Annotated in this window: 16 protein-coding genes; 13 read left to right on the top strand and 3 right to left on the bottom strand. The window is 34.8% G+C overall.

The window, feature by feature from the left end; genetic code table 11:
* Positions 1–47: 47 nt before the first annotated feature.
* Positions 48–1,526, top strand: coding sequence for an alpha-N-arabinofuranosidase (locus tag EJN67_RS01525; RefSeq protein WP_129721536.1), 1,479 nt, complete (start codon positions 48–50; stop codon positions 1,524–1,526).
* Between the two features lie 646 nt (positions 1,527–2,172).
* Positions 2,173–3,447 (top strand): MFS transporter, encoded by a 1,275-nt coding sequence (locus EJN67_RS01520; protein ID WP_129721535.1) that lies wholly within the window; start codon positions 2,173–2,175, stop codon positions 3,445–3,447.
* Positions 3,448–3,545: 98 nt separating this feature from the next.
* Here the strand turns inward: EJN67_RS01520 and EJN67_RS01515 are convergent, their stop codons facing one another.
* Complete coding sequence (locus EJN67_RS01515; RefSeq protein ID WP_129721534.1) at positions 3,546–5,048, bottom strand: sugar ABC transporter ATP-binding protein; 1,503 nt, start codon at positions 5,046–5,048, stop codon at positions 3,546–3,548.
* Between the two features lies 1 nt (position 5,049).
* Positions 5,050–5,835 (bottom strand): DeoR/GlpR family DNA-binding transcription regulator, encoded by a 786-nt coding sequence (locus tag EJN67_RS01510; RefSeq protein ID WP_129721533.1) that lies wholly within the window; start codon positions 5,833–5,835, stop codon positions 5,050–5,052.
* Positions 5,836–6,116: 281 nt separating this feature from the next.
* On the opposite strand from EJN67_RS01510, the gene chvE reads away from it, so the two are divergent.
* From chvE to mmsB, 3 genes are all read left to right on the top strand, one after another.
* Positions 6,117–7,241, top strand: a complete 1,125-nt coding sequence (gene chvE / locus EJN67_RS01505; RefSeq protein ID WP_129721532.1) for a multiple monosaccharide ABC transporter substrate-binding protein — start codon at positions 6,117–6,119, stop codon at positions 7,239–7,241.
* Positions 7,242–7,339: 98 nt separating this feature from the next.
* Positions 7,340–8,881 carry a multiple monosaccharide ABC transporter ATP-binding protein gene (gene mmsA, locus EJN67_RS01500; RefSeq protein ID WP_129721531.1) on the top strand — a complete coding sequence of 514 codons (1,542 nt, stop codon included), beginning with the start codon at positions 7,340–7,342 and terminating at the stop codon, positions 8,879–8,881.
* Positions 8,878–10,044 (top strand): multiple monosaccharide ABC transporter permease, encoded by a 1,167-nt coding sequence (gene mmsB, locus EJN67_RS01495; protein ID WP_129721530.1) that lies wholly within the window; start codon positions 8,878–8,880, stop codon positions 10,042–10,044. The genes mmsA and mmsB overlap by 4 nt, the downstream gene beginning before the upstream one ends.
* A 353-nt stretch (positions 10,045–10,397) precedes the next feature.
* Here mmsB and EJN67_RS01490 read toward each other — a convergent pair whose 3' ends face one another.
* Positions 10,398–11,477 carry a GntR family transcriptional regulator gene (locus tag EJN67_RS01490; RefSeq protein ID WP_129721529.1) on the bottom strand — a complete coding sequence of 360 codons (1,080 nt, stop codon included), beginning with the start codon at positions 11,475–11,477 and terminating at the stop codon, positions 10,398–10,400.
* A 321-nt stretch (positions 11,478–11,798) separates the two neighbouring features.
* Here EJN67_RS01490 and araB point away from each other — a divergent pair, with 321 nt between their 5' ends.
* From araB to EJN67_RS01450, 8 genes are all read left to right on the top strand, one after another.
* Positions 11,799–13,469, top strand: a complete 1,671-nt coding sequence (gene araB, locus EJN67_RS01485) for a ribulokinase (RefSeq protein WP_129721528.1) — start codon at positions 11,799–11,801, stop codon at positions 13,467–13,469.
* Between the two features lie 21 nt (positions 13,470–13,490).
* A complete protein-coding gene (gene araA, locus EJN67_RS01480; protein WP_129721527.1) occupies positions 13,491–14,975 on the top strand; it encodes an L-arabinose isomerase in 1,485 nt (494 codons plus the stop codon).
* Positions 14,976–15,008: 33 nt separating this feature from the next.
* Positions 15,009–15,710 (top strand): L-ribulose-5-phosphate 4-epimerase, encoded by a 702-nt coding sequence (locus EJN67_RS01475; RefSeq protein ID WP_129721526.1) that lies wholly within the window; start codon positions 15,009–15,011, stop codon positions 15,708–15,710.
* A gap of 238 nt (positions 15,711–15,948) precedes the next feature.
* Positions 15,949–16,596, top strand: coding sequence for a fructose-6-phosphate aldolase (fsa, locus tag EJN67_RS01470; RefSeq protein ID WP_129721525.1), 648 nt, complete (start codon positions 15,949–15,951; stop codon positions 16,594–16,596).
* Positions 16,597–16,629: 33 nt separating this feature from the next.
* Positions 16,630–18,618, top strand: a complete 1,989-nt coding sequence (gene tkt, locus EJN67_RS01465) for a transketolase (RefSeq protein WP_129721524.1) — start codon at positions 16,630–16,632, stop codon at positions 18,616–18,618.
* Between the two features lie 17 nt (positions 18,619–18,635).
* A complete protein-coding gene (locus EJN67_RS14200; protein ID WP_243641198.1) occupies positions 18,636–19,445 on the top strand; it encodes a glucosaminidase domain-containing protein in 810 nt (269 codons plus the stop codon).
* A 221-nt stretch (positions 19,446–19,666) separates the two neighbouring features.
* Positions 19,667–20,104, top strand: a complete 438-nt coding sequence (locus EJN67_RS01455) for a MarR family winged helix-turn-helix transcriptional regulator (RefSeq protein ID WP_129721523.1) — start codon at positions 19,667–19,669, stop codon at positions 20,102–20,104.
* Positions 20,105–20,194: 90 nt separating this feature from the next.
* Entirely contained in the window at positions 20,195–22,300 is a 2,106-nt protein-coding gene (locus tag EJN67_RS01450; RefSeq protein WP_129721522.1) for an efflux RND transporter permease subunit, read from the top strand.
* The last annotated feature ends 15 nt before the right edge of the window (positions 22,301–22,315 follow it).

The raw sequence follows: 22,315 nt of genomic DNA, 5'->3' as shown, positions 1-22,315 counted from the left end.
TATATGTAAACTACATACGTGACATAATTAAATGAAAGGGGAATTATATGATAAATGTAACTATCAATGCAGATGTAAAAAAAGGAACTATAAACAAAAACATCTATGGGCATTTTGCAGAACATCTTGGTAGATGTATATATGAAGGTATATGGGTGGGTGAAGATTCCCATATTCCAAATACAAATGGTATACGCAATGATGTAATGGAGGCTCTTAGGAATCTTAAGATTCCAGTTTTAAGATGGCCAGGAGGATGTTTTGCTGATGAATACCATTGGAAGGAAGGTATTGGACCACGTAAAGATCGTCCATATATGATAAATACTCACTGGGGTGGTGTTGTGGAAAACAACCATTTTGGAACCCATGAATTTATGATGCTCTGTGAATTGATAGGTGCAGAGCCATATATATGTGGGAATGTTGGCAGTGGTACTATTTACGAAATGCAGCAATGGATTGAATACATGACATTTGGTGGAAACTCCACTATGGCAGATTTAAGGAGGGCAAATGGACGTGAGAAGCCTTGGAAATTGAAATATTTTGGCATAGGAAATGAAAACTGGGGATGCGGTGGGAATATGACTCCTGAATACTATGCAGATTTATATAGAAGATATTCCACATATGTAAGAAACTACGGCGATAATACTGTATACAAGGTAGCATGTGGTCCAAATGTTGATGACTACAATTGGACAGATGTTTTAATGAAAAAAGCTGGTCATCTGATGGATGGACTGAGCCTCCACTACTATACAATACCTGGTTTATTTTGGGAAGGCAAAGGTTCAGCCGCAGAGTTTGACGAAGATGAATGGTTTATAACATTGAAAAAAGCATTGCATATAGATGAGCTCATTAAAAAACATTCTACCATTATGGATAAATATGATCCTGATAAGAGAGTAGGACTAATTGTAGATGAATGGGGTAGCTGGTATGATGCAGAATCTGGTACAAATCCAGGATTCTTATTCCAACAAAATACATTGCGCGATGCATTAATCGCTGGAATAAGTCTTAACATATTCAATAGTCATTGTGACAGAGTTCAGATGGCAAATATAGCTCAGACAATTAATGTGCTTCAGGCAATAATCCATACAGAAGATGAAAAGATGCTACTTACACCTACATATCATATATTCGATATGTATAAGGTACATCAAGATGCAGAGCTTTTAGATGTACATGTTAAAAACACCATGTACAAATACGGTAAGGATGCAATTCCCCAAATAAGTATATCATCTTCCGTTGATAAAGACGATAAAATACACATATCTATGTGTAATCTGGATCCTAATGGGGAACTTGAAGTAGTTTGTGAGTTCAGGGGAACAAGCAGAACTGAAGTTTCAGGGACAATCTTGACAGCTACTGAGATGAATGCAATGAACACCTTTGACAATCCAAATAAAGTTGCTCCTACATCCTTTGACAGTGCAACAATTGTTGATAATAAGCTCACTGTTTCACTTCCAGCAAAATCTGTTGTTGTTTTAGAGGTTTGCTAGGGTGATATTGCAAAACCAGATGTCAAAGAAATTCATTTTCTTAGACATCTGGTTTGAGGATATAGAGATTTCCTTAGTTTCATCTATAACACGGAAATTAGGGAATAGGGATGGCTGATATATAAGGAAGTTTTTTTTCATCCACTTTGTCATTTTTACTTTCCTTATTTCAATATTTTTGATAGAATCAATTTCAATGGAGTTTATGATAGAGAGATAAATCTATTTTTATAAAGTCAGTGAAAAATGATTTTGTGATAGTTCTATTATATAGATTTGATGAGAATGAAAGGTCTTGACTTAGGGTTCTTTTTTGCTTTTTTAAGCAGATTAATAATTATTTGTATGTAGATATTGAAATTATGGTTGGTTTTTATGTAGGCAATTATCTGATTAGATGGTGAAAGGATAATTATCTTACTAAAGAACTTGCCCCACCCATTTAAAAAATAGGTTTAAAATTTATTACACATGTTTCATTAAAAGATTAATTGAATTAAATTATATCCTTTACTTTCGTAGCAATAAACTCCAGGTGTTATATGCTAAATGATAAAATCATTTCAAAGTGGATAAAGGGGTCTTGCTTTGAATTGAAGAGAGGCTCAATTGTGTTGTAATTAGATGTGCTAGGGGTGATTGAACTATGAAAAGGCGTAATCCCATGGTAGATACTCTTTTAAAATTAAAAGGAAATCCTAGGGCTTGTGTCTATACAGAGCCATTATGGGGGATTCCTTTTAATTTATATGGTCCCTATGTATCTATATATATGTATTCTTTGGGCGTGAATGATGCACAGATAGGACTAATAGTCAGTATAGGAATGATATTCCAGATTATATTTGCCCTATTAAGTGGAGCAATAACGGATAAGTTAGGTAGAAAAAAAACTACCCTTATATTTGACATTATAGCTTGGAGTATACCTTGTATTATTTGGGCTTTTGCACAAAGTTTCACTTATTTTTTGGTAGCAGCTATAATTAACAGCGTATGGAGAGTGACTGCCAATTCTTGGATGTGTTTAATGGTGGAAGATGCTAACGAAGATCAGTTGGTTCATATCTATGGATGGGTACATATTGCAGGTTTATTGGCTGCATTTTTTGCTCCGTTAGCTGGGATATTTGTAGTTAAATTTGAAGTAGTGCCTACAATGCGGATATTATATTTAATAGCTTTTGTTATGATGACATCCAAATTTATCATTTTATATATTCATTCTACGGAGACTGGGCAAGGTAGTCGTAGAATGGAAGAATCGAAAAATGAGGGCGTTTTTTCACTATTAGGCCAGTATGGTAGCGTGTTCAAGATTATTATAAAAACACCTGAAACACTATTGACACTTGTTATTATGTTAGTTATGAATATATGTAATACAGTAAATACTACTTTTTGGCCCCTTTTTATTACAGAAAAAATAGGTGTTCCCGTAAAAAATGTATCTTTGTTTCATTTTATGCGTTCTGCTACTATGCTGATAATATATTTTGTCATTATACCTAGGGTAAATACATATAGTTTTAAAAGGCCATTATTAACAGGTTTTAGTTTATTTATACTTAGTCAACTTTTGCTCATTAGTACTCCGACTCAAGGTTATGCCTTTTTAATTATAAGTACATTATTAGAGGCATTTAGTCTATCACTTATCAATCCTCTTATGGATTCGCTTGCGGTTATAACTGTTAATCCTATGGAAAGAGCTAGAATTATATCTATTTTGCATGTAATTATGATTGGCTTGACTTCACCATTTGGTTGGATAGCGGGTATATTATCAGAAAAACAACGTATATTACCATTTGTATTGAATATAGTATTGTTTATCATTGGGTTAATATTCACATACTATCTATCTATTGTTTTAGACAAAAAAAGTAATATTGATGTAAGTAATACGATGGGTGTATAATAAAATCCAATATTTTTATATTGATAATTGTACGAAATTAAATAGCACTAGCATAAGCTGATAAAGTAGAAAGTAGGATGAAAAGTTAGTTCTAGATTTTAAGAATCAGCTGTTTTTATAATATTATATAATATTTTTTCTTTAGTTGCCTCTTTTCGTGGCATTTCACAAGATATCTTACCGTCTGTTAAGACAATTATTGTATCGCACATACCAAGAATCTCTTCAATATCCGATGATATAAAAATAATAGATCCTTTATTTGCCACAATACTATTCATTATATTATATATATCAATTTTAGATGCTATATCTATACCACGTGTAGGCTCATCTAATATATATATTTGTGAACGTGTCATTATAGCTCTGCCTAATATGGTCTTTTGTTGATTTCCACCACTATATGTATAAAAAAGATCTTCTGGATTACCCGGTTTTATATTGAGATTTTTTATATAGTGCAATGCTGTATTATTAATTAAATAGGGATATAAAACAGGTCCATGTGCAAAGCGTTTTAATGAAGAAATACTTAAATTTTCTTCTAGGTCAAGACAGCCTATAACAGTATTTATAATTCTATCTTCCGGTACAAGAGTTATACCTGCGTTTATAGCATCAGAGGGGTCAGAAAAATTAACATGTTGTCCATTTAATTCTATAGTGCCTTCGTATTGATTAATCAAACCAAAGAGACATTTTGCAAGGAGGGTTCTTCCGGAACCAACTAGCCCAGTTATACCCAATATTTCACCTTTATGCAAATTGAAGCTGACATCATTGAGTATATTTAGATATCTTAGATTTTTAACAGATAATACTTTTTCTCCAATAACAGAAGGTAGTTTTGGATATCTATCTTTAAATGTTTCTCCTGTCATCATTTGTACTACTGTATTACAGTCAATTTCATTTATGTTTTTTGTACCTATAATTCGACCTTGATTTATTATGGTTATACGATCACCAATCTTTAAGGCATCATCTAATTTGTGAGATATATAAAATATTGCCATTCCTTCTTTTTTCAGAGTAGTTATTATTTCAAACAAAATTTTTCTTTCCGATTCTGTAAGTGCTGCAGAAGGCTCATCTAATATAAGTATTTTTGCAGGAGATATGGATGCCTTTGCTAGTTCAACTAGTTGTTTTTGGCCAAAACCGAGTTGACTAACAGATTTAAATGGATCAATGTCTATATTCAGTTTATTAAAAAGCACATAACAATTATAATACATCTTATTAATATCTATCAATTTCAAAACATTATTAATATGTGGCATTTGGTCGAAAAATACGTTCTCGGCTACACTAAGATTTTCATAAAGATTTGTATCTTGCATTATATAGTGGATACCATTTCTTTTGGCCTCATAGGCACTTGAGAAGTGTATAGTTGTACCTTCCATTATAATTTTACCACTATCATATTGAAATATGCCATTTATAATTTTCATTATCGCCGATTTTCCGGAACCATTTTCACCCATTAGTATATGGACTTCTCCTTTATACAACTCTAAATTTATATTGTATAAAGAAAAGCCCTCGCTAAAATACTTATTAATATCATTGAGTACTAAAATAGGTGAAGACATTTTATTCACTTCCCTCACATATTTTAATTGATGTGAATAATTGTACGTTTTTATTGAAAATATAGTTTTTCTTTTCATCAGAAAGTCTAGGACTTGTAATTATTTTATCTACTATATCTAGTTTATCAATATAGAAAAAAGAAGGTTTATCAAATGCATCTGCAGTACATACTGCAATTTTTTCATCGGAAATTTCTATTGCAAGCTTTATTAGAGAAGCTTTCTCTAAGCTTGAAGCAGTAAGCTGCATTTGAGGGGTTATACCGTCGATTTCTATGAAAACTTTATTGACAAAAAAATTATCTATATTCGAAGTTGCAAGTGTTCCAAAGGTTGCTTTGGAAGCACAATCTATAGTTCCACCTAATAACACAGTTTTTATAGATGGGTTCTTTGTAAGTTCATTGGCGATTAGAATATCATTGGTCAATATAGTTACGTTATTTTTCTGTGAAATCTTTTTTGCAATTTGAAGATTTATAGGACCATTAAATAACATTATTGTATCACTATCATCTATCATATGAGCAGCGATATCAGCAATTCCATTGTAATCTTCTAATATTTCATCATTTAATGTTGTTTTTATATCGTTAGAATTTTTTTGCTCATTTAGTATAGCTCCTCCATGAGTCCTAATGAGGAATCCTTCTTTTTCTAATTTTTCTAAATCGCGTCTTATTGTAACTTCAGATACATCTAAGAGCTTGCTGAGACTATTTACTTCTACTTGTTTTTTATTCATTAGATATTTTTTTATGATATTAGCCCGTTGTACTGCGAACATATTTTCACCACCATCTTTTATTATTATAAACGAATTTAGATTATAAAAGCAAGAAAAAATAAGTATATGTATATAAAAATATAGTATAAATCTTTAGGCAAATGGTTGTTGACAAACGTACGTACATGTGTTATGATTTAATCGCATTCGAAATAGAACGAAACATAAAACAACTAAAAGTACTTTCTTTCTTCCTTCGGCAACTCTGGAAACATAGTTTTTCATCTATATAGTTTCCATATAGATGAAAATAAAATAAAATATTTTAAGGAGAGGTTGTCATGAAAAAAATTATATCATTAATACTTGTAGGAATATTAATTTTTTCACTAACTGCTTGTTCTAATAGTGAGGTTTCGGATGAGAACGTTGATAGTGCGGATAAGAATGTTAACAGTTCAGGTGAAAGTGACATAAAGACGGTAGGCGTTGCAATGCCTACAAAATCATCCCAGCGTTGGATACAAGATGGTGCTTATTTAAAAGAACATCTTGAGGACAGGGGATATAAAGTAGATCTTCAATATGCAGAGGATGATGTAAATACTCAAGTATCTCAACTTGAAAATATGATTGCTAAAGATGTAAATGCTATCGTTATTGCTTCCATTGATGGTGAAGCGTTAACTGATGTATGTGAGAAAGCACATGATTCAAATATTCCTGTAATTGCATACGATCGTCTTATAATGAATAGTCCTTATGTAGATTATTATGCTACATTTGATAACTTTAAAGTAGGAGTTTTACATGGTAGTTATATTGAAGAAAAATTAGGGCTTAAAGAAGGTGAAGGTCCCTATAATATAGAGCTATTTGGTGGTTCGCCGGATGATAATAATGCATATTTCTTCTATGATGGAGCTATGTCAATTCTTGAACCATATATTGAAGATGGGAAATTAGTGGTGAAGAGTGGTCAGATGGGTATGGATAAAGTAGCTACTTTACGCTGGGATGGTGCAACGGCACAGCAGCGTATGGAGAATATACTTAGTGCATATTATACAGATGATATTTTACATGCTATTCTTTCTCCAATTGACCAGATGAGTATTGGTTGTATCTCAGCTCTTAAGGATGCAGGTTACGGTTCAGAAGATAAACCACTTCCTATTATTACAGGTCAAGATGCAGACATTATAGGAGTTAAGTCTATAATTGCCGGCGAGCAAACGCAAACCATTTTCAAAGATACAAGGATTCTTGCAGAGAAAGCAACAGAAATGGTTGATGCACTCTTGAAAGGTGCTAAAGTTGAAGTCAATGATACAACATCCTATGATAACAAAGAAAAGGTTGTGCCAGCTTACCTTTGTGAACCAGTTTCAGTGGATAAAACTAATTATAAGGAAATTCTTATAGATTCTGGATATTATACTAAAGAAGAGTTAGGCTTAAAATAGATGTATAAATTGATTGTAGATAATATGTAATTTCAATACTTCCATTCCGATGATAGAAACTATCGGAATGGAAGTATGGAAAAGAAAGGGGTGTGAAAATGTCTGGAGCATATTTAGAGATGAGGAACATTACCAAGACCTTTTATGGTGTTAAAGCACTTGATGATGTAAATCTATCTATAAAGAAAAACGAAATTCATGCCTTAGTAGGAGAAAATGGGGCTGGAAAGTCGACGTTAATGAATATTCTCAGTGGTGTTTATCCTTATGGAACATATTCCGGCAAAATTATACTCGATGGACAAGAATGCATATTTAAGGATATAAAAGACAGCGAAAGGCATGGTATAGCGATTATTCATCAGGAACTAGCCTTAATACCGTATTTATCCATAGCTGAAAATATTTTTTTGGGAAATGAACAGGCCAGCAAAGGAATAATTGATTGGAATAAAACTATATTGAAAGCAGATAAAATTTTGGAGAAGGTGGGATTAAGGGAAGCCTCGGATATTCTTGTTACGAATATTAGTGTAGGAAAGCAGCAGCTAGTCGAAATAGCAAAAGCTCTTGCAAAGGAGGCAAAATTAATTATATTTGATGAGCCTACAGCAGCATTGAATGAAGAAGAAAGCGATAATTTGCTGAATCTATTATTGACTTTACAGGAATCAGGGGTAACATCTATACTTATCTCACATAAGCTTAATGAAGTTGAAAATGTAGCAGACTCAATTACAATACTTCGTGATGGAAAGACAATAGAAACTCTTGAAAAAGATGTAGATGATATCAGCGAAGGTAGGATAATAAAAGGAATGGTAGGTCGTGATATTGTAGATAGGTATCCAAAGCGTGATATTGATATCGGAGATATAGTTTTTGAAGTGAAGGATTGGACAGTTTGCCATCCGTTACAAGATGATAGAGAGATAATCAAAAATGTAAGTTTTAATCTAAGACGTGGTGAAATACTCGGGTTTGCTGGTTTAATGGGAGCTGGTCGTACAGAACTTGCCATGAGCATATTTGGGAAATCATATGGAAGCAATATATCAGGTCATATATATAAGGCAGGTAAAGAAATTCATTTAAATAACACTACCGAAGCTATAAACAATGGTATTGCATATTTGACAGAAGATAGAAAAAATTATGGGCTTATATTAATAGATGATATAAAAGACAATATAACACTTGCAAAACTAGATAAAGTGGCGAAAAAAAATATTATTGATCACAACAAAGAATATGTTGTTGCTGAGGAATATAGGAAAAAGATGAATATAAAATCTTCTAGTGTTAATCAGACTGTTGCTAGTCTTTCTGGTGGAAATCAACAAAAGGTCGTTCTTAGCAAATGGATATTTGCCCAACCAGATATATTAATACTTGATGAACCTACTCGTGGAATAGATGTAGGTGCAAAGTATGAGATATATACTATTATGAATAAATTAGTAGCTGAAGGTAAATCCATAATACTTATTTCATCTGAGCTTCCAGAATTACTTGGAATGTGCGATAGAATTTATATCCTTAATGAAGGAGAAATAATTGAAGAAGTTGATCGATCACGGGCAACCCAGGAATATATTATGGGATGTATTATGGAACATAGCAAGGAGGGAAAGAAATGAAGAAAGAGGGAATTTTATTAAAAAAGAATATGAGAAAATATGGGATGCTAATTGCCTTGGTGGCTATAATGATCCTATTTGGTATTCTTACTGAAGGTATTTTATTTAAACCTGTAAATATATCTAATCTTATTCAACAAAATGCCTATGTTCTCATATTAGCCATAGGAATGTTATTGGTAATATTAACAGGAAATGTTGATTTATCGGTAGGTTCAGTTGTTGCTTTTATCGGAGCTATATCGGCGGTGTTTATGCTCCGGTGGAATGTGCCTGTATGGATTTCTGTAGTTATATCCATATTGATTGGGGCACTGGTAGGGGCTTTTCAAGGTTTTTTTATTGCGTATATTAACATTCCACCATTTATAGTGACACTGGCAGGTATGCTTATATTTAGGGGATTGACATTGGTTATTCTTGAAGGAAGAACCTTGGGACCGTTTGACAAATCTTTTCAAAACATTGCTTCAGGTTTTATACATGGAGGAGAAATAAGTGGACTTGATATAATATCTATTTTGATAGGTATAATCTTATCGGTAATATATGTTATTTTAAATTTTAATGATAGAAAGAAAAAGATTAAGTATAAGTTTCAGGTGCCTTCAATGAGCGTAGAAATATTAAAAACAATACTTATTGTTATAGTGATTAACTGGTTTACTTACTGCTTTGCAGCACATAAAGGGCTTCCAATTGTTCTAATTATTTTGGCTGTACTTATAGTAGTATATTCCTTTATTACAAATAGAACTATAGCAGGACGCCATATTTATGCATTGGGGGGTAACGCAAAGGCAGCAAAATTATCTGGAATAAAGACAGAAAAGGTCTTGTTTTGGGTATATGTAAATATGGGAGTCCTTGCAGCTCTTGCCGGTTTAGTTGTTGCAGGACGTCTTAATGCAGCTACGCCAAAGGCGGGAACAGGTTTTGAGTTAGATGCGATAGCTGCTTGTTATATAGGTGGAGCATCTGCATCAGGTGGTGTAGGTACTGTTATGGGTGCTATTATTGGAGGTCTTGTAATGGGGGTTTTAAATAATGGTATGTCAATTTTAGGTATTGGTGTAGATTGGCAACAGGCTATAAAAGGACTTGTTCTTTTAGCTGCTGTTACATTTGATGTATATACAAAATCTAAATCGCGTCCCCAGTAGAATATTAAAATAAATAGAAATTGAATATGATATATAATATAACAAAATAGAGGTTACGGTGGAAAGTTGGTTCTATATTTTAGGAACCAGCTTTTTTTATATAAACAATGATAGTTCTACTATACTCTAAAATAATAAAGGCTTGTTAATATATTATATGATTTTAAATATCATATTTTAGTTATTAAGTTGAAATGGGATAAAGGAAAAGGTTTCATTTTTGAGTATTGATAACTAATATCCGTATACTCAGTAGAGTTAATAGGGTTTTAAATCTTCGAATATTATGGTCATATTCCTTACTATTGGAAATATGACCATAAGTTTTAGTGGATTTTAAAACATATATAAAATTATATATTTCTACATGATGTCCTTACAATAAGCTCCGGTTCATATGTGTACCTAGGCTTATAGTCAATTTTATCTAGCATATCAAGGAGAAAATTAGCTACTTGTTTTCCCATTTCCTTTTTCGGATGACTTATTGTTGTAAGTTTTACTTCTGAAGCAGTGGCAAAACTAGAATCATCATATCCTACTATAGAGATATCATCCGGAATTTTTAAACCGTTATCCTTTATTGCATCTATAACTTTCATAGCGATTTGATCGTTATAACATACTATAGCAGTAGGTTTATTATTATTGATCAAATAGCTGGTAAATTGATAAGGATAATAGTTCATGTTTTCAGTTGTATAATTTCCAATTAGATTATCATCAGGCATTATATTATATTCTTTAAGTGCGTTAATAAAGCCTTGTTGACGCTTTGCACCTTGTATATCATCGGATTTAAATATTCCGGCAATATTCTTATGACCTAATTGCAACAAATATTTTGTAGCTAAATATCCTCCTTTTATATCATCCATTACTACGAAGGCTGAATTGATATTTGGATAGGTAGCATGTAACATTATGTACTTAATGTTTTTTTGTTCCATCTGCAAAAAATAATCTAAGTTTGGATTATTTTTTGCACTTTTTGTTGGCTCAATAATCATGCCTGCTACTTTTTGGTCTATGAATTTTTGCAAAAAGAGGGCTTCATTATCCTTATTATTATTTGTACTTGCAAGGCTAAGTGTATAGCCTTTGCTACTTAGTACATCTTCTATACCGTTAATTATATGTGGGAATATATAATCAGAAATATAAGTGGTAACTACGGCAATGGTCCTATTGCTATGAGTTTTCTTTTTTCCCAGGCATATAGTACCCCGTCCCTGTTCCCTTTTAATATATCCTTCATTTTCAAGTAAAGCAAAGGCTTGTCTTACTGTATGCCTGCTTACATTAAAATTCTTTACTATTTCATTTTCAGAAGGTAGTAATTCACCATTTGCAATCTCTTCGGCTTCTATTTTATTAACGAAATATTCCTTTATCTGCTGATATAAAGGTAATTTTTCATCTACTTTGAGCATTTATTTATCCACCTTTCAGTATTTGTGCGTACAATAGTATTAAAAATAGTCTAAATAATGTTTATTATATAATTATTATACCTCAAAATTCTGAAGGTTAAAACCAAAATTTAAAACATTTATATCTAAACTAATAAATATATAAATTATAACAGCAAATTATGTTTAATTGTTTTAACATCTCCGGCCAAAACAATTATTGGAACATGTATAGCCAGTATATATTTTTAGACTATATTCCTTGATTGTTTTAGGGTTTTGATGTAAAATGAATATAGCTAGTTGTACGTACAATAACTCTTAAAAAGGAGGTTGTTTTAAATGGGCAAATATTCAATAGGGGTAGATTTTGGAACGCTATCAGGTCGCGCGGTACTTGTTGATGTGCGTACAGGTAATGAAATTGCATCTGAAGTATATGAGTATCCACATGGGGTTATGGATGAAGAGTTACCTTCAGGTAAAAGGCTTGGCCACGATTGGGCCCTTCAAGATCCTCAGGATTACCTTGATGTTTTATCAAATACTATACCAGCTGTTTTGAAAAAGTCAGGGATTGCTCCAGATGATGTAATAGGTGTAGGTACAGATTTTACTGCATGTACTATTTTACCTGTAAAATTTGATGGGACACCATTGTGTTTTCTTCCTGAATATGAGAATCACCCCCATGCCTATGTGAAACTTTGGAAACACCATGCAGCTCAAGATAAGGCAAATATACTCAATCAAATTGCTAAAGAGAGGAAGGAAAAATGGCTTAATAATTACGGTGGTAAAATTTCTTCTGAATGGGTTTTCCCAAAGATATGGCAAGTGCTAGATGAGGCACCTGATATTTATGAGGCAGCTGATAAATTCATTGAGGCAGCTGATTGGATCATTTGGCAGCTTACAGGGAATGAGACAAGAAATTCATGTACAGCAGGATATAAAGCTATTTGGAATAAGAGATCAGGATATCCTTCTAATGGGTTCTTTAAGGCCCTTGATCCACGTCTTGAACATGTAGTAGATGAAAAATTGTCGAGGGATATAATCCCTTTGGGAAATAAAGCAGGTGAAATAAGTAGAAAATGGGCAGATATTACAGGATTAAAGCCAGGTACAGCAGTAGCAGTTGGTAATGTTGATGCCCATGTTTGTGTGCCGGCAGTGGGTATAGATGGACCAGGGAAAATGCTTGCAATAATGGGTACTTCTACTTGTCATGTTTTGATGGGTATGAATGAGACATATGTACCAGGTATATGTGGTGTGGTAGAGGATGGTATTTTACCTGGCTTTTTTGGGTATGAAGCTGGTCAATCTTGCGTAGGTGACCATTTTGCGTGGTTTATAGATAATTGTTTACCCGTTTCTTACTATGATGATGCAAAAAGGCAGGGGAAAAATATACATGCTTATCTTAGAGAAAAGGTGGAAAAGCAAAGACCTGGTGAAAGTGGCTTATTAGCTCTCGATTGGTGGAATGGCAATCGTTCTGTGCTGGTTGATGTGGATCTTGCCGGTATGATGTTGGGTATGACCTTACAGACTAAGCCAGAAGAGATATATAGGGCTTTAATAGAAGCTACTGCATATGGTACTAGAATGATAATTGAGAATTTTAAAGGTCATGGTGTACCAGTAAATGAATTTTACGCGTCTGGAGGTATATCACAAAAAGATCCTATGACTATGCAGATATATGCTGATGTTATCAATATGCCAATAAAGATAGCAGGTACTACACAAGGACCAGCCCTTGGCTCTGCCATATTTGCTGCAGTGGCAGCTGGTAAAAAACGTGGGGGCTATGATTCAGTATTTGATGCAATAGAAGTAATGGGCAAGGTGAAAGACACTATATATTATCCTATACCTGAAAATGTGGATATATATAACAAGCTTTTTGCCGAATATAAAACCTTACATGATTACTTTGGTCGGGGTACCAACGATGTTATGAAAAGACTTAAAGAATTGAAAAAATCCGCTACTTTAAAATAGGTAAAAATGGAGGAATGTTACATGTCTGATTTAAAAAAATATACATTTTGGTTTATACCGGGGGGTCAAGACCTTTACGGAGAAGATGTATTAAAACAGGTAAATAATGATTCAGCAAAAATAGCTAATGCATTTGATAATGATCCTAATATACCTGGAAAAGTTATTTGTAAACCAGTGGTAAGAAATTCTGAAGAAATTACAAATATAATAATGGAAGCAAATAATGATTCCAGCTGTGCAGGAATTATTACCTGGATGCATACATTTTCTCCAGCTAAGATGTGGATAAGGGGACTTTCCATTCTTCAAAAACCATATTTGCACATAAATACACAATACAATTTAAGTATTCCATGGGATGAGATAGATATGGATTTCATGAACCTTAATCAGTCTGCTCATGGTGATAGGGAACATGGATTCATTGGGGCAAGAATGCGCTTGCCTCGTAAAGTAATTGTTGGTCATTGGACTGATGATAATGTAAAGAAAAAGATAGGTAGTTGGATGCGTTCTGCTATTGGTGTATATGAAAGTAGAACATTAAAAGTATTGAGATTTTCAGATAATATGCGTGATGTTGCTGTTACTGAAGGCGATAAGGTAGAGACAGAGATTAAATTGGGCTGGTCTGTAAATCACTGGGGTATTGGTGATCTAGTTTGTAGAATGAACGAAGTAACCGATGCAGAAATTGATGAGCAGATAGATAGATATCTGATGAATTATGAAATGGCGACTGATAATATTACTTCTGTTCGTTATCAGGCTAAGATAGAGGTTGCAATTAGAAAGATGCTTGAGGAAGGTAAGTTTGGAGCGTTTACTACAAATTTTCAGGACCTTCATGGGATGGCCCAGCTCCCAGGTCTGGCTGTGCAAGATCTAATGAAAGAAGGATATGGGTTTGGGGCAGAAGGAGATTGGAAAACGGCAGCTATGACACGGATAATAAAGCAAATGTCAAAGGACGGAACAAAAGGTACGGCATTTATGGAGGATTATACTTATAACTTTGAACCTGGCAATGAAATGATACTAGGTGCCCATATGCTTGAAGTATGTCCGTCAATTGCTGATAAAAAACCCCGTATCGAAGTATACCCCCTTTCTATTGGCGGTAAAGATGATCCTGCCAGGTTAATCTTTGATGGAGCAGAAGGTTCGGCCATTGTTGTTAGTTTAATTGATATGGGAGGGCGTTTGCGTATGATAGTTAATGATATAGAATGTGTTAAGCCTTTGAAAGATATGCCTAGACTACCAGTTGCTAGAGTTACATGGAAACCTCTACCCAACCTTACAACTTCTGCTGAAGCATGGATATTATCTGGTGGTGCCCATCACTCTGTACTTACTTATGATGTTACAGCGAGTGAAATGCGTGATTTTGCTGAAATTTTAGGTATTGAGTTTATACATATCGACTCAAATACCAATATAGATGAACTTAAAAAAGAAATTTTCTGGAATGATATTGCATGGAAATTAAAAAGTATATAATCCCATAATATTTAATTAAAGGGGATGAGATGAATGTTAGAACAGTTAAAACAAGAGGTTTATGAAGCTAATATGCTTCTCCCAAAACATAATTTGGTTGTATATACATGGGGTAATGTATCTGGTATTGATAGGAAAAATGGACTTGTTGTTATAAAACCATCAGGTGTACCATATGAAAGTATGCGGGTGGAAAATATGGTTGTTGTTGATTTGAAAGGTAACAAAGTAGAAGGTGAGTTAAATCCGTCTTCTGATACGCCAACCCATCTGGAGTTATATAGAAATTTCCATAATATTGGCGGTATAGTTCATACGCATTCTCGCTGGGCTACAATTTGGGCACAAGCTGGGCGTGGAATTCCTGCCTATGGAACTACACATGGAGATTATTTTTATGGAGAGATCCCTTGTACAAGGGATATGACCTCCAATGAAATTTCTAATCAATATGAACTTAATACGGGAAAGATTATTACTGAATGTTTCGCAGATATAAGTCCTGATTATATTCCTGCAGTACTTGTAAAGTATCATGGCCCATTTTGTTGGGGCAAAGACCCTAGTGATGCGGTGTACAATTCTGTTGTATTAGAAGAAGTTGCGATGATGTCGTGGCATACAGAGATGTTACCTAAAAATCCAGATTTATCACCGATGCAGCAAGGATTATTAGACAAACATTTTCTTAGAAAACATGGTCCTGATGCTTACTACGGGCAAAAATCTAAATAAATATTATATATTGAAAAATGTTTAAGCCTATTTAGAATCAATTTCAAATAGGTTTAAATAAACGGAATTTTTGAAAATCTCCATTTATATATATAAATTACTATGGTACAATATTTATAGAATATATAATGGAGGTAGGAATGTTTTAATGTCATATTAAATTTCCATATAGATATAATGTTATGTATACGGGAATTTTTATAGGATAAGTAAACTTTAAATAAGGAGTTGTTCTTAAATGAAATTATTTATAGACACGGCCAATGTAGATGAAATACGCAAGGCAAATGACATGGGTATCATATGTGGAGTTACCACTAATCCATCTCTTATTGCCAAGGAAGGCAGGGATTTTGTAGAGGTAGTAAAGGAGATTACAAGCATCGTAGATGGTCCCATAAGTGCTGAAGTGGTCAGCTTAGATGCAGATGGTATGGTAAAGGAAGCCAGAGAGCTGGCAAAGATACATAAAAATATCATCATTAAAATCCCAATGTGTGTTGAAGGTTTAAAAGCGGTAAAGATATTGACTGAGGAAGGCATTAAAACAAATGTTACCCTTATATTTTCATCTGCTCAGGCACTATTGGCTGCCAGGGCGGGAGCTACCTATGTAAGCCCATTTATAGGCAGATTGGATGATGTAGGCAGTGATGGTCTAGATGTAGTAGCGGAAACGGTAGATATATTTAATATTCATGGCATATCAACAGAAGTTATTGCTGCTAGTATTCGTCATCCTAGACATGTAATTGAAGCTGCTCGTATAGGATCACATATAGCGACAGTACCCTATAAAGTACTTGTACAGATGACGAAACATCCTTTAACAGATAATGGCATACAAAAGTTTTTAAAGGATTGGGAGACAGTTCCCAAACACTGATGAAAAAGTATTAAATAATGGAGGCTGTATAAAATGCATGATGTTGAACAGTTAGCTATAAACACTATTCGTATATTATCGGCTGAAGCAGTACAGAAAGCAAACTCAGGACATCCAGGTTTACCATTGGGAGTCGCACCTATGGCATACACATTATGGGGCAGACATATGAAACATAATCCTAAAAATCCGAACTGGTTAAATAGGGATAGATTTATATTGTCTGCAGGTCATGGTTCAGCCCTTTTATATTCCCTTTTGCATCTTTTTGGTTATGGACTTACCATAGATGATCTTAAGCAGTTTAGACAATGGGGTAGTAAAACGCCGGGGCATCCGGAATATGGGCATACAGTAGGTATAGAAACCACTACTGGTCCATTGGGACAGGGTGTAGCTAATGGCGTAGGTATGGCTATTGCCGAGGCGTATTTGGAGGCAAAGTTTAACAAACCAGGTTATGATATAGTGAATCATTATACCTATGTCATAGCTGGAGATGGTTGTATGATGGAGGGTATATCATCGGAGGCAGCATCATTGGCAGGAACCCTATCACTTGACAAGCTTATAATGCTGTATGATTCAAACAATATATCCATAGAAGGCGGGACTGATATTGCCTTTAGGGAAGACGTAGGGAAGAGATATGAGGCTTACGGTTGGCAGGTAATTAAGGTAGAAGATGGGAATGATATAGATGCCATAAGTGATGCTATAGATGAGGCAAAACGGGATAATACCAGACCATCACTTATAATAGTAAAAACCAGTATAGGATATGGTTGCCCGGCAAAACAAGGTAAGGCATCGGCACATGGTGAACCTCTAGGCGATGACAATATAAAGGCTATGAAAGAGTTTTTAGGCTGGAAATGGAATGAGGCTTTTTATGTGCCTGATGATGTAAAAAATCATATGAATACCTTGATTGAGAATGGCATACAATATGAGAAACAATGGAAAGAACTATGGGGAGAATATAAAAAGGCTTATCCAGAGCTTGCCCATGAGTGGGAAATATGGCATGATGCTAAATTACCGGTAGATTTGCTAAATGATGAAGAGTTTTGGAAGTTTGATGGACCATCAGCTACCAGGGCATCTTCAGGTGAAACAATAAATAGGCTAGCTAAAGCTATACCAAATCTCATAGGTGGCTCTGCTGATTTAGCGCCTTCTAACAAGACAAATATGAAGGAAAGAGGGGATTTTTCAGCTGAGGATCGTACAGGCTCCAATATGCACTTTGGTGTAAGGGAGCATGGTATGGCTGCCATAGCAAATGGTATGGCTCTTCATGGCGGATTAAGACCATATGTAGCGACATTTTTTGTATTTAGTGACTATATGAAGCCGGCTATGAGATTATCCGCCCTTATGGGATTGCCGGTTGTATATGTGCTTACCCACGATAGTATTGGGGTAGGTGAGGATGGACCTACACATCAGCCAATAGAACAATTGGCGGCTCTTAGGAGTATTCCTAATTTTACCGTATTTCGTCCAGCTGATGCCCGGGAAGTAGCTGCTGGATGGTATGCAGCATTAACACGAAGGAATAGTCCAACAGCACTAGTACTTACCAGGCAAAATTTGCCCCTTTATGACGAAACGGGTAAAGATGCATTAAAGGGTGGTTATATACTACTTGATTCACAGAAATCTGATCCTGATATTATACTTATGGCATCAGGTTCGGAAGTGGAATTGGTATATAATGCAGGTAAAAAGCTTAAAGAACAGGGTGTAGATGCACGGGTAGTCAGTATGCCATCTTGGGAATTGTTCGAAGAACAATCAGAAGAATATAGACAACAAGTGATACCAAAGCATGTTAAGGCTAGAATCGCAGTAGAGGCTGCATGTAGTATGGGATGGCATAAATATGTAGGTGATGAAGGGGATATAATATCTATTGACAGATTTGGAGCTTCAGCTCCCGCCTCCATCCTATTCAAAGATTTTGGTTTTACAGTAGATAATGTGGTGAACAAGGCCTTAAAGCTATTAAATAAATAGTCTGGAAGGGAGAGCTAATGTATAGCTTGCAATATGATGAGGGATATACCAGACAATTGCTGTCAGAGGTATTGGATATGCTTATGCTTTCCCTATCTCTGATAGCTTTGCTCCTTGGATTTGTTATTGTAACCGAAGATGGGATTGTACCAAGATTGGTATGCGGCTCTAGCTGGGTTAAATATGATCCTATAATCAGATTAACTGTATCGGCCCCCAAGGATAATGTGGTATGTTTAGAACAGATACCGCCCTTACCATCCCAATCTTTGAAATGGAGTCCTATATCTAGAGGAAGTGTAGACAGAGGTGACATGGGAAAGCCATGTATGATTGCTGCTAATAGCAACTCATGTGTAGAGCAGATGAAGGCATGGGCAAAGAAACGTGGAGCGACTGAAACATTTATAGAATTAGCGGAGATCTATTATAGGCTAGGAGTAAAAAAAGGTATAAATCCTGAAGGTGCATATGCTCAGGCGGCCAAAGAGACTGGATTTGGTAGGTTTGATGGTGTAATATCTGAAGAATTTCATAATCCATGTGGGCTTAAAATTACTGAGGGCGGGTCAAATATTGACCCCAAAGCGCATCAGGTTTTTAAGAGCTGGCAGGAAGGGGTAGATGCCCATCTGGATCATTTAGCGTTATATGCCGGTACTCCGGGATATCCTAAAGAAAAAACATATGATCCTAGGCATTTTTCATATTTATATGGTAAGGCGGAAACATTTGAGGATTTAGGCGAACAATGGGCACCTAGCTCTGATTATGGTACTTCATTGATAGAGGATTTTTTGCTAGACTTACTTAAAACTTCATATTAAGAATATAGGGGGGCAGAGTGTGGTTTTCTGTCCCTTTTGCAATACTATTTTAAATATGTGTAATTTTTATAACGGTATATTTATGATTTTACTAGAAGGTTCTTACAATATGATATAATAGTAATAGAATCTTAACGAAAAATTAATTGACAAAAATATATGTTAGTGCTAATATACGGTTATGAAATATTTCGAAATTCCAAATAACCGGGGGTGAGATAATGACAAATGATGACATATTTATTATTGATGATTTATTAAGAAAAATAACTAATAAATATGAGTCTATAGAGAGCAAGAGCAGGGCCTTTAAGCATCTTAAGGATCTTACTATAACTGAAATAAAGACCATATATGCCATAGGAGATGACAGACCTAAGACTATGAAGGAAATTGCTAGAGAGCTTAATGTGTCTGTTAGCACCCCTACAACCACTATAGACAGACTAATTGACAAAAAATATGTAGACAGATATACTGGTACAGAAGACAGGCGCCAAGTACTGGTTAAACTGACCAAGGAAGGTATAAGGATACTTAAGGAAATCCGGAGGATAAAAATTGAGACGACAGAATTTATCTTAAGAGTGCTAACATATGATGAGCTAGAGTTTATGAAAGAGATTCTGGTAAAGGTAAATGCAGGTCTACAAGTATAGAAATTATATATTTTTTTGGCAAAATATTATGAATTTCGGAATATACAATATTACAACAATTAAGGCTTGCTAATAAAGGAGAGATGACCGATGGAGAAATTTGGTTTATTCATAGCACGAAACAGAGCATTGGTATTAATAATTGCCATATTGCTTCTTATTCCTTCCCTTTATGGTATGTCAATAAGTAGGGTAAACTATGACCTTTTAACATATTTGCCCGAAGAACTGGATACCAGAAAGGGCGAGAGGATAATGCAGGACACATTCTCAACGGCTGCTACTTCTTTTTTGGTTATAGAGGATATGCCAGAGAAGGATGTTGCAAAATTGAAGGATAAAGTGGCAGATGTAGATGGTGTCCAAGAGGCCATATGGATAGATGATCTGGTAGATACTACAATCCCTAAGGAGATATTACCAGACGATGTAAAGGATATATTCTATAGCGAAAATGCTACCATGATAATAATAAAATACGATGAGCCGGCGGCTAGTGAACGAACGATGGACGCAATAGATGAGGTCAGAAAGTTGTCTAACAAGCAGTGCTTCTTAAGTGGAGCAGCGCCAATTATGCGAGATACAAAGGCTCTATCTGATAAGGAAACACCTTTTTATGTACTTTTAGCCGTTATATTGGCGGTTATAGTACTTATGCTTAGTATGGAGTCCACATTTGTACCTGTTGTATTTTTGCTTAGTATAGGATTTGCAATAGTGTATAATTTGGGCACCAATGTCCTCTTGAGTTTCCTTGACAATATTTCCTATGTTACAAAGGCATTAGCGGCAGTATTGCAGCTAGGTGTTACAATGGACTATTCCATATTCCTTATGCATAGGTATGATGAAGAATTGAGTAAGGGACAGGAGAAAAACCATGCAATGGCTACAGCTATTGCTAGTACATTTGCAGCTATAACTGGAAGTTCTTTGACTACAGTTGCAGGTTTTCTAGCATTATGTGCTATGCAGCTAGGCATAGGTAAGGATATAGGTATTGTTATGGCAAAGGGTGTCTTGCTTGGCGTCTTAACTACTATAACGGTACTACCAGCCATGATACTATATTTTGATAAGCTCATTCACAGATTTAGACATGGAACAGTACTTCCGAGGTTTGAAAAATCGGCAGCGTTTGTTACGAAGCACTACAAGGTTTTCGTTGTAGTATTCCTATTAGCATTTTTGCCGGCAGTATATGGTCAACAAAGTGTAGACGTATACTATAACTTAGATGATTCCTTACCTAAGGATTTGGAATCTGTGGTAGCTACAAATAAATTAAAAGAAGAGTTTGATATGACTACCACCCACTTTATAATAGTGAATGATGATGTCCCAGGATATAAGCTGCGGGAGATGACCGATAGAATTGAGAAAGTGGATGGAATAAATAAAGTAGTGTCATATGACAGCATCATAGGCGAAGGAATTCCTGAGAGTTTTGTCCCTGATGATTTAAGGGATATATTTAAACAGGGAGGTTATAACCTTATAATTGCAAATTCAGAGTATAAGGCGGCAAGGGATGAAGAAAATGCTCAGATAGATGCTGTAAAAGATATTATAAAGGAATATGATAAAAACGGTATAGTCGCAGGTGAAGGTCCGCTTACCAAGGATCTTATAGAGATAGCAGAGCAGGACTTTAAGCATGTAAATAGTGTATCCATAATAGCTATATTTGCTATAATACTGCTAGTATTCGGTTCCATATCGATTCCAATAATACTGGTTGCATCTATAGAACTTGCAATATTTATGAATATGGGAATACCATTCTATACGAATACTTCAATACCGTTTATATCTTCAATAGTAGTAGGTACGATACAATTAGGGGCTACGGTAGACTATGCCATACTTATGACTACTAGATTCAAGGAAGAGATGTTAAATGGTCACGATAAATTTGAAGCTGCTCGTATCAGCGTTTTAGGTAGTGCCAGATCCATTGTAACTAGTGCATTGACATTCTTTGGTGCTACTGCTGGTGTAGGCTTTATATCCCATATGGAGGTTATAAAGAGCTTGTGTAGCTTAATTTCCCGTGGAGCAATCATAAGTATGGTAGTTATAATATTTATACTACCTTCACTATTAATTGCTTTTGAAGGTTTTATAGCTAAGACAACAAGGGGTTGGGCAAAGCATCCTAAGGTTTCGCGACCTCAAGAAGCAACCAACTAAAGCATATTTATAGAA

It is taken from the genome of Xylanivirga thermophila (genome assembly GCF_004138105.1).
GTDB classification, from domain to species: Bacteria; Bacillota; Clostridia; order Caldicoprobacterales; family Xylanivirgaceae; genus Xylanivirga; species Xylanivirga thermophila.
The sequence above is the reverse complement of the archived record's forward strand: the minus strand, read 5'-3'. Positions and strand labels throughout refer to the sequence as shown.

What these genes read in the sequence shown, in the direction of transcription:
- EJN67_RS01475 (WP_129721526.1), top strand. Translation starts at nt 15,009, where the DNA reads ATGTTAGAACAGTTAAAACAAGAGGTTTATGAAGCTAATATGCTTCTC.
- EJN67_RS01510 (WP_129721533.1), bottom strand. Translation starts at nt 5,835, where the DNA reads ATGTTCGCAGTACAACGGGCTAATATCATAAAAAAATATCTAATGAAT.
- EJN67_RS01450 (WP_129721522.1), top strand. Translation starts at nt 20,195, where the DNA reads ATGGAGAAATTTGGTTTATTCATAGCACGAAACAGAGCATTGGTATTA.
- EJN67_RS01455 (WP_129721523.1), top strand. Translation starts at nt 19,667, where the DNA reads ATGACAAATGATGACATATTTATTATTGATGATTTATTAAGAAAAATA.
- mmsA (WP_129721531.1), top strand. Translation starts at nt 7,340, where the DNA reads ATGTCTGGAGCATATTTAGAGATGAGGAACATTACCAAGACCTTTTAT.
- araB (WP_129721528.1), top strand. Translation starts at nt 11,799, where the DNA reads ATGGGCAAATATTCAATAGGGGTAGATTTTGGAACGCTATCAGGTCGC.
- chvE (WP_129721532.1), top strand. Translation starts at nt 6,117, where the DNA reads ATGAAAAAAATTATATCATTAATACTTGTAGGAATATTAATTTTTTCA.
- fsa (WP_129721525.1), top strand. Translation starts at nt 15,949, where the DNA reads ATGAAATTATTTATAGACACGGCCAATGTAGATGAAATACGCAAGGCA.
- EJN67_RS01515 (WP_129721534.1), bottom strand. Translation starts at nt 5,048, where the DNA reads ATGTCTTCACCTATTTTAGTACTCAATGATATTAATAAGTATTTTAGC.
- EJN67_RS01520 (WP_129721535.1), top strand. Translation starts at nt 2,173, where the DNA reads ATGAAAAGGCGTAATCCCATGGTAGATACTCTTTTAAAATTAAAAGGA.
- EJN67_RS01525 (WP_129721536.1), top strand. Translation starts at nt 48, where the DNA reads ATGATAAATGTAACTATCAATGCAGATGTAAAAAAAGGAACTATAAAC.
- mmsB (WP_129721530.1), top strand. Translation starts at nt 8,878, where the DNA reads ATGAAGAAAGAGGGAATTTTATTAAAAAAGAATATGAGAAAATATGGG.
- tkt (WP_129721524.1), top strand. Translation starts at nt 16,630, where the DNA reads ATGCATGATGTTGAACAGTTAGCTATAAACACTATTCGTATATTATCG.
- EJN67_RS14200 (WP_243641198.1), top strand. Translation starts at nt 18,636, where the DNA reads ATGTATAGCTTGCAATATGATGAGGGATATACCAGACAATTGCTGTCA.
- araA (WP_129721527.1), top strand. Translation starts at nt 13,491, where the DNA reads ATGTCTGATTTAAAAAAATATACATTTTGGTTTATACCGGGGGGTCAA.
- EJN67_RS01490 (WP_129721529.1), bottom strand. Translation starts at nt 11,477, where the DNA reads ATGCTCAAAGTAGATGAAAAATTACCTTTATATCAGCAGATAAAGGAA.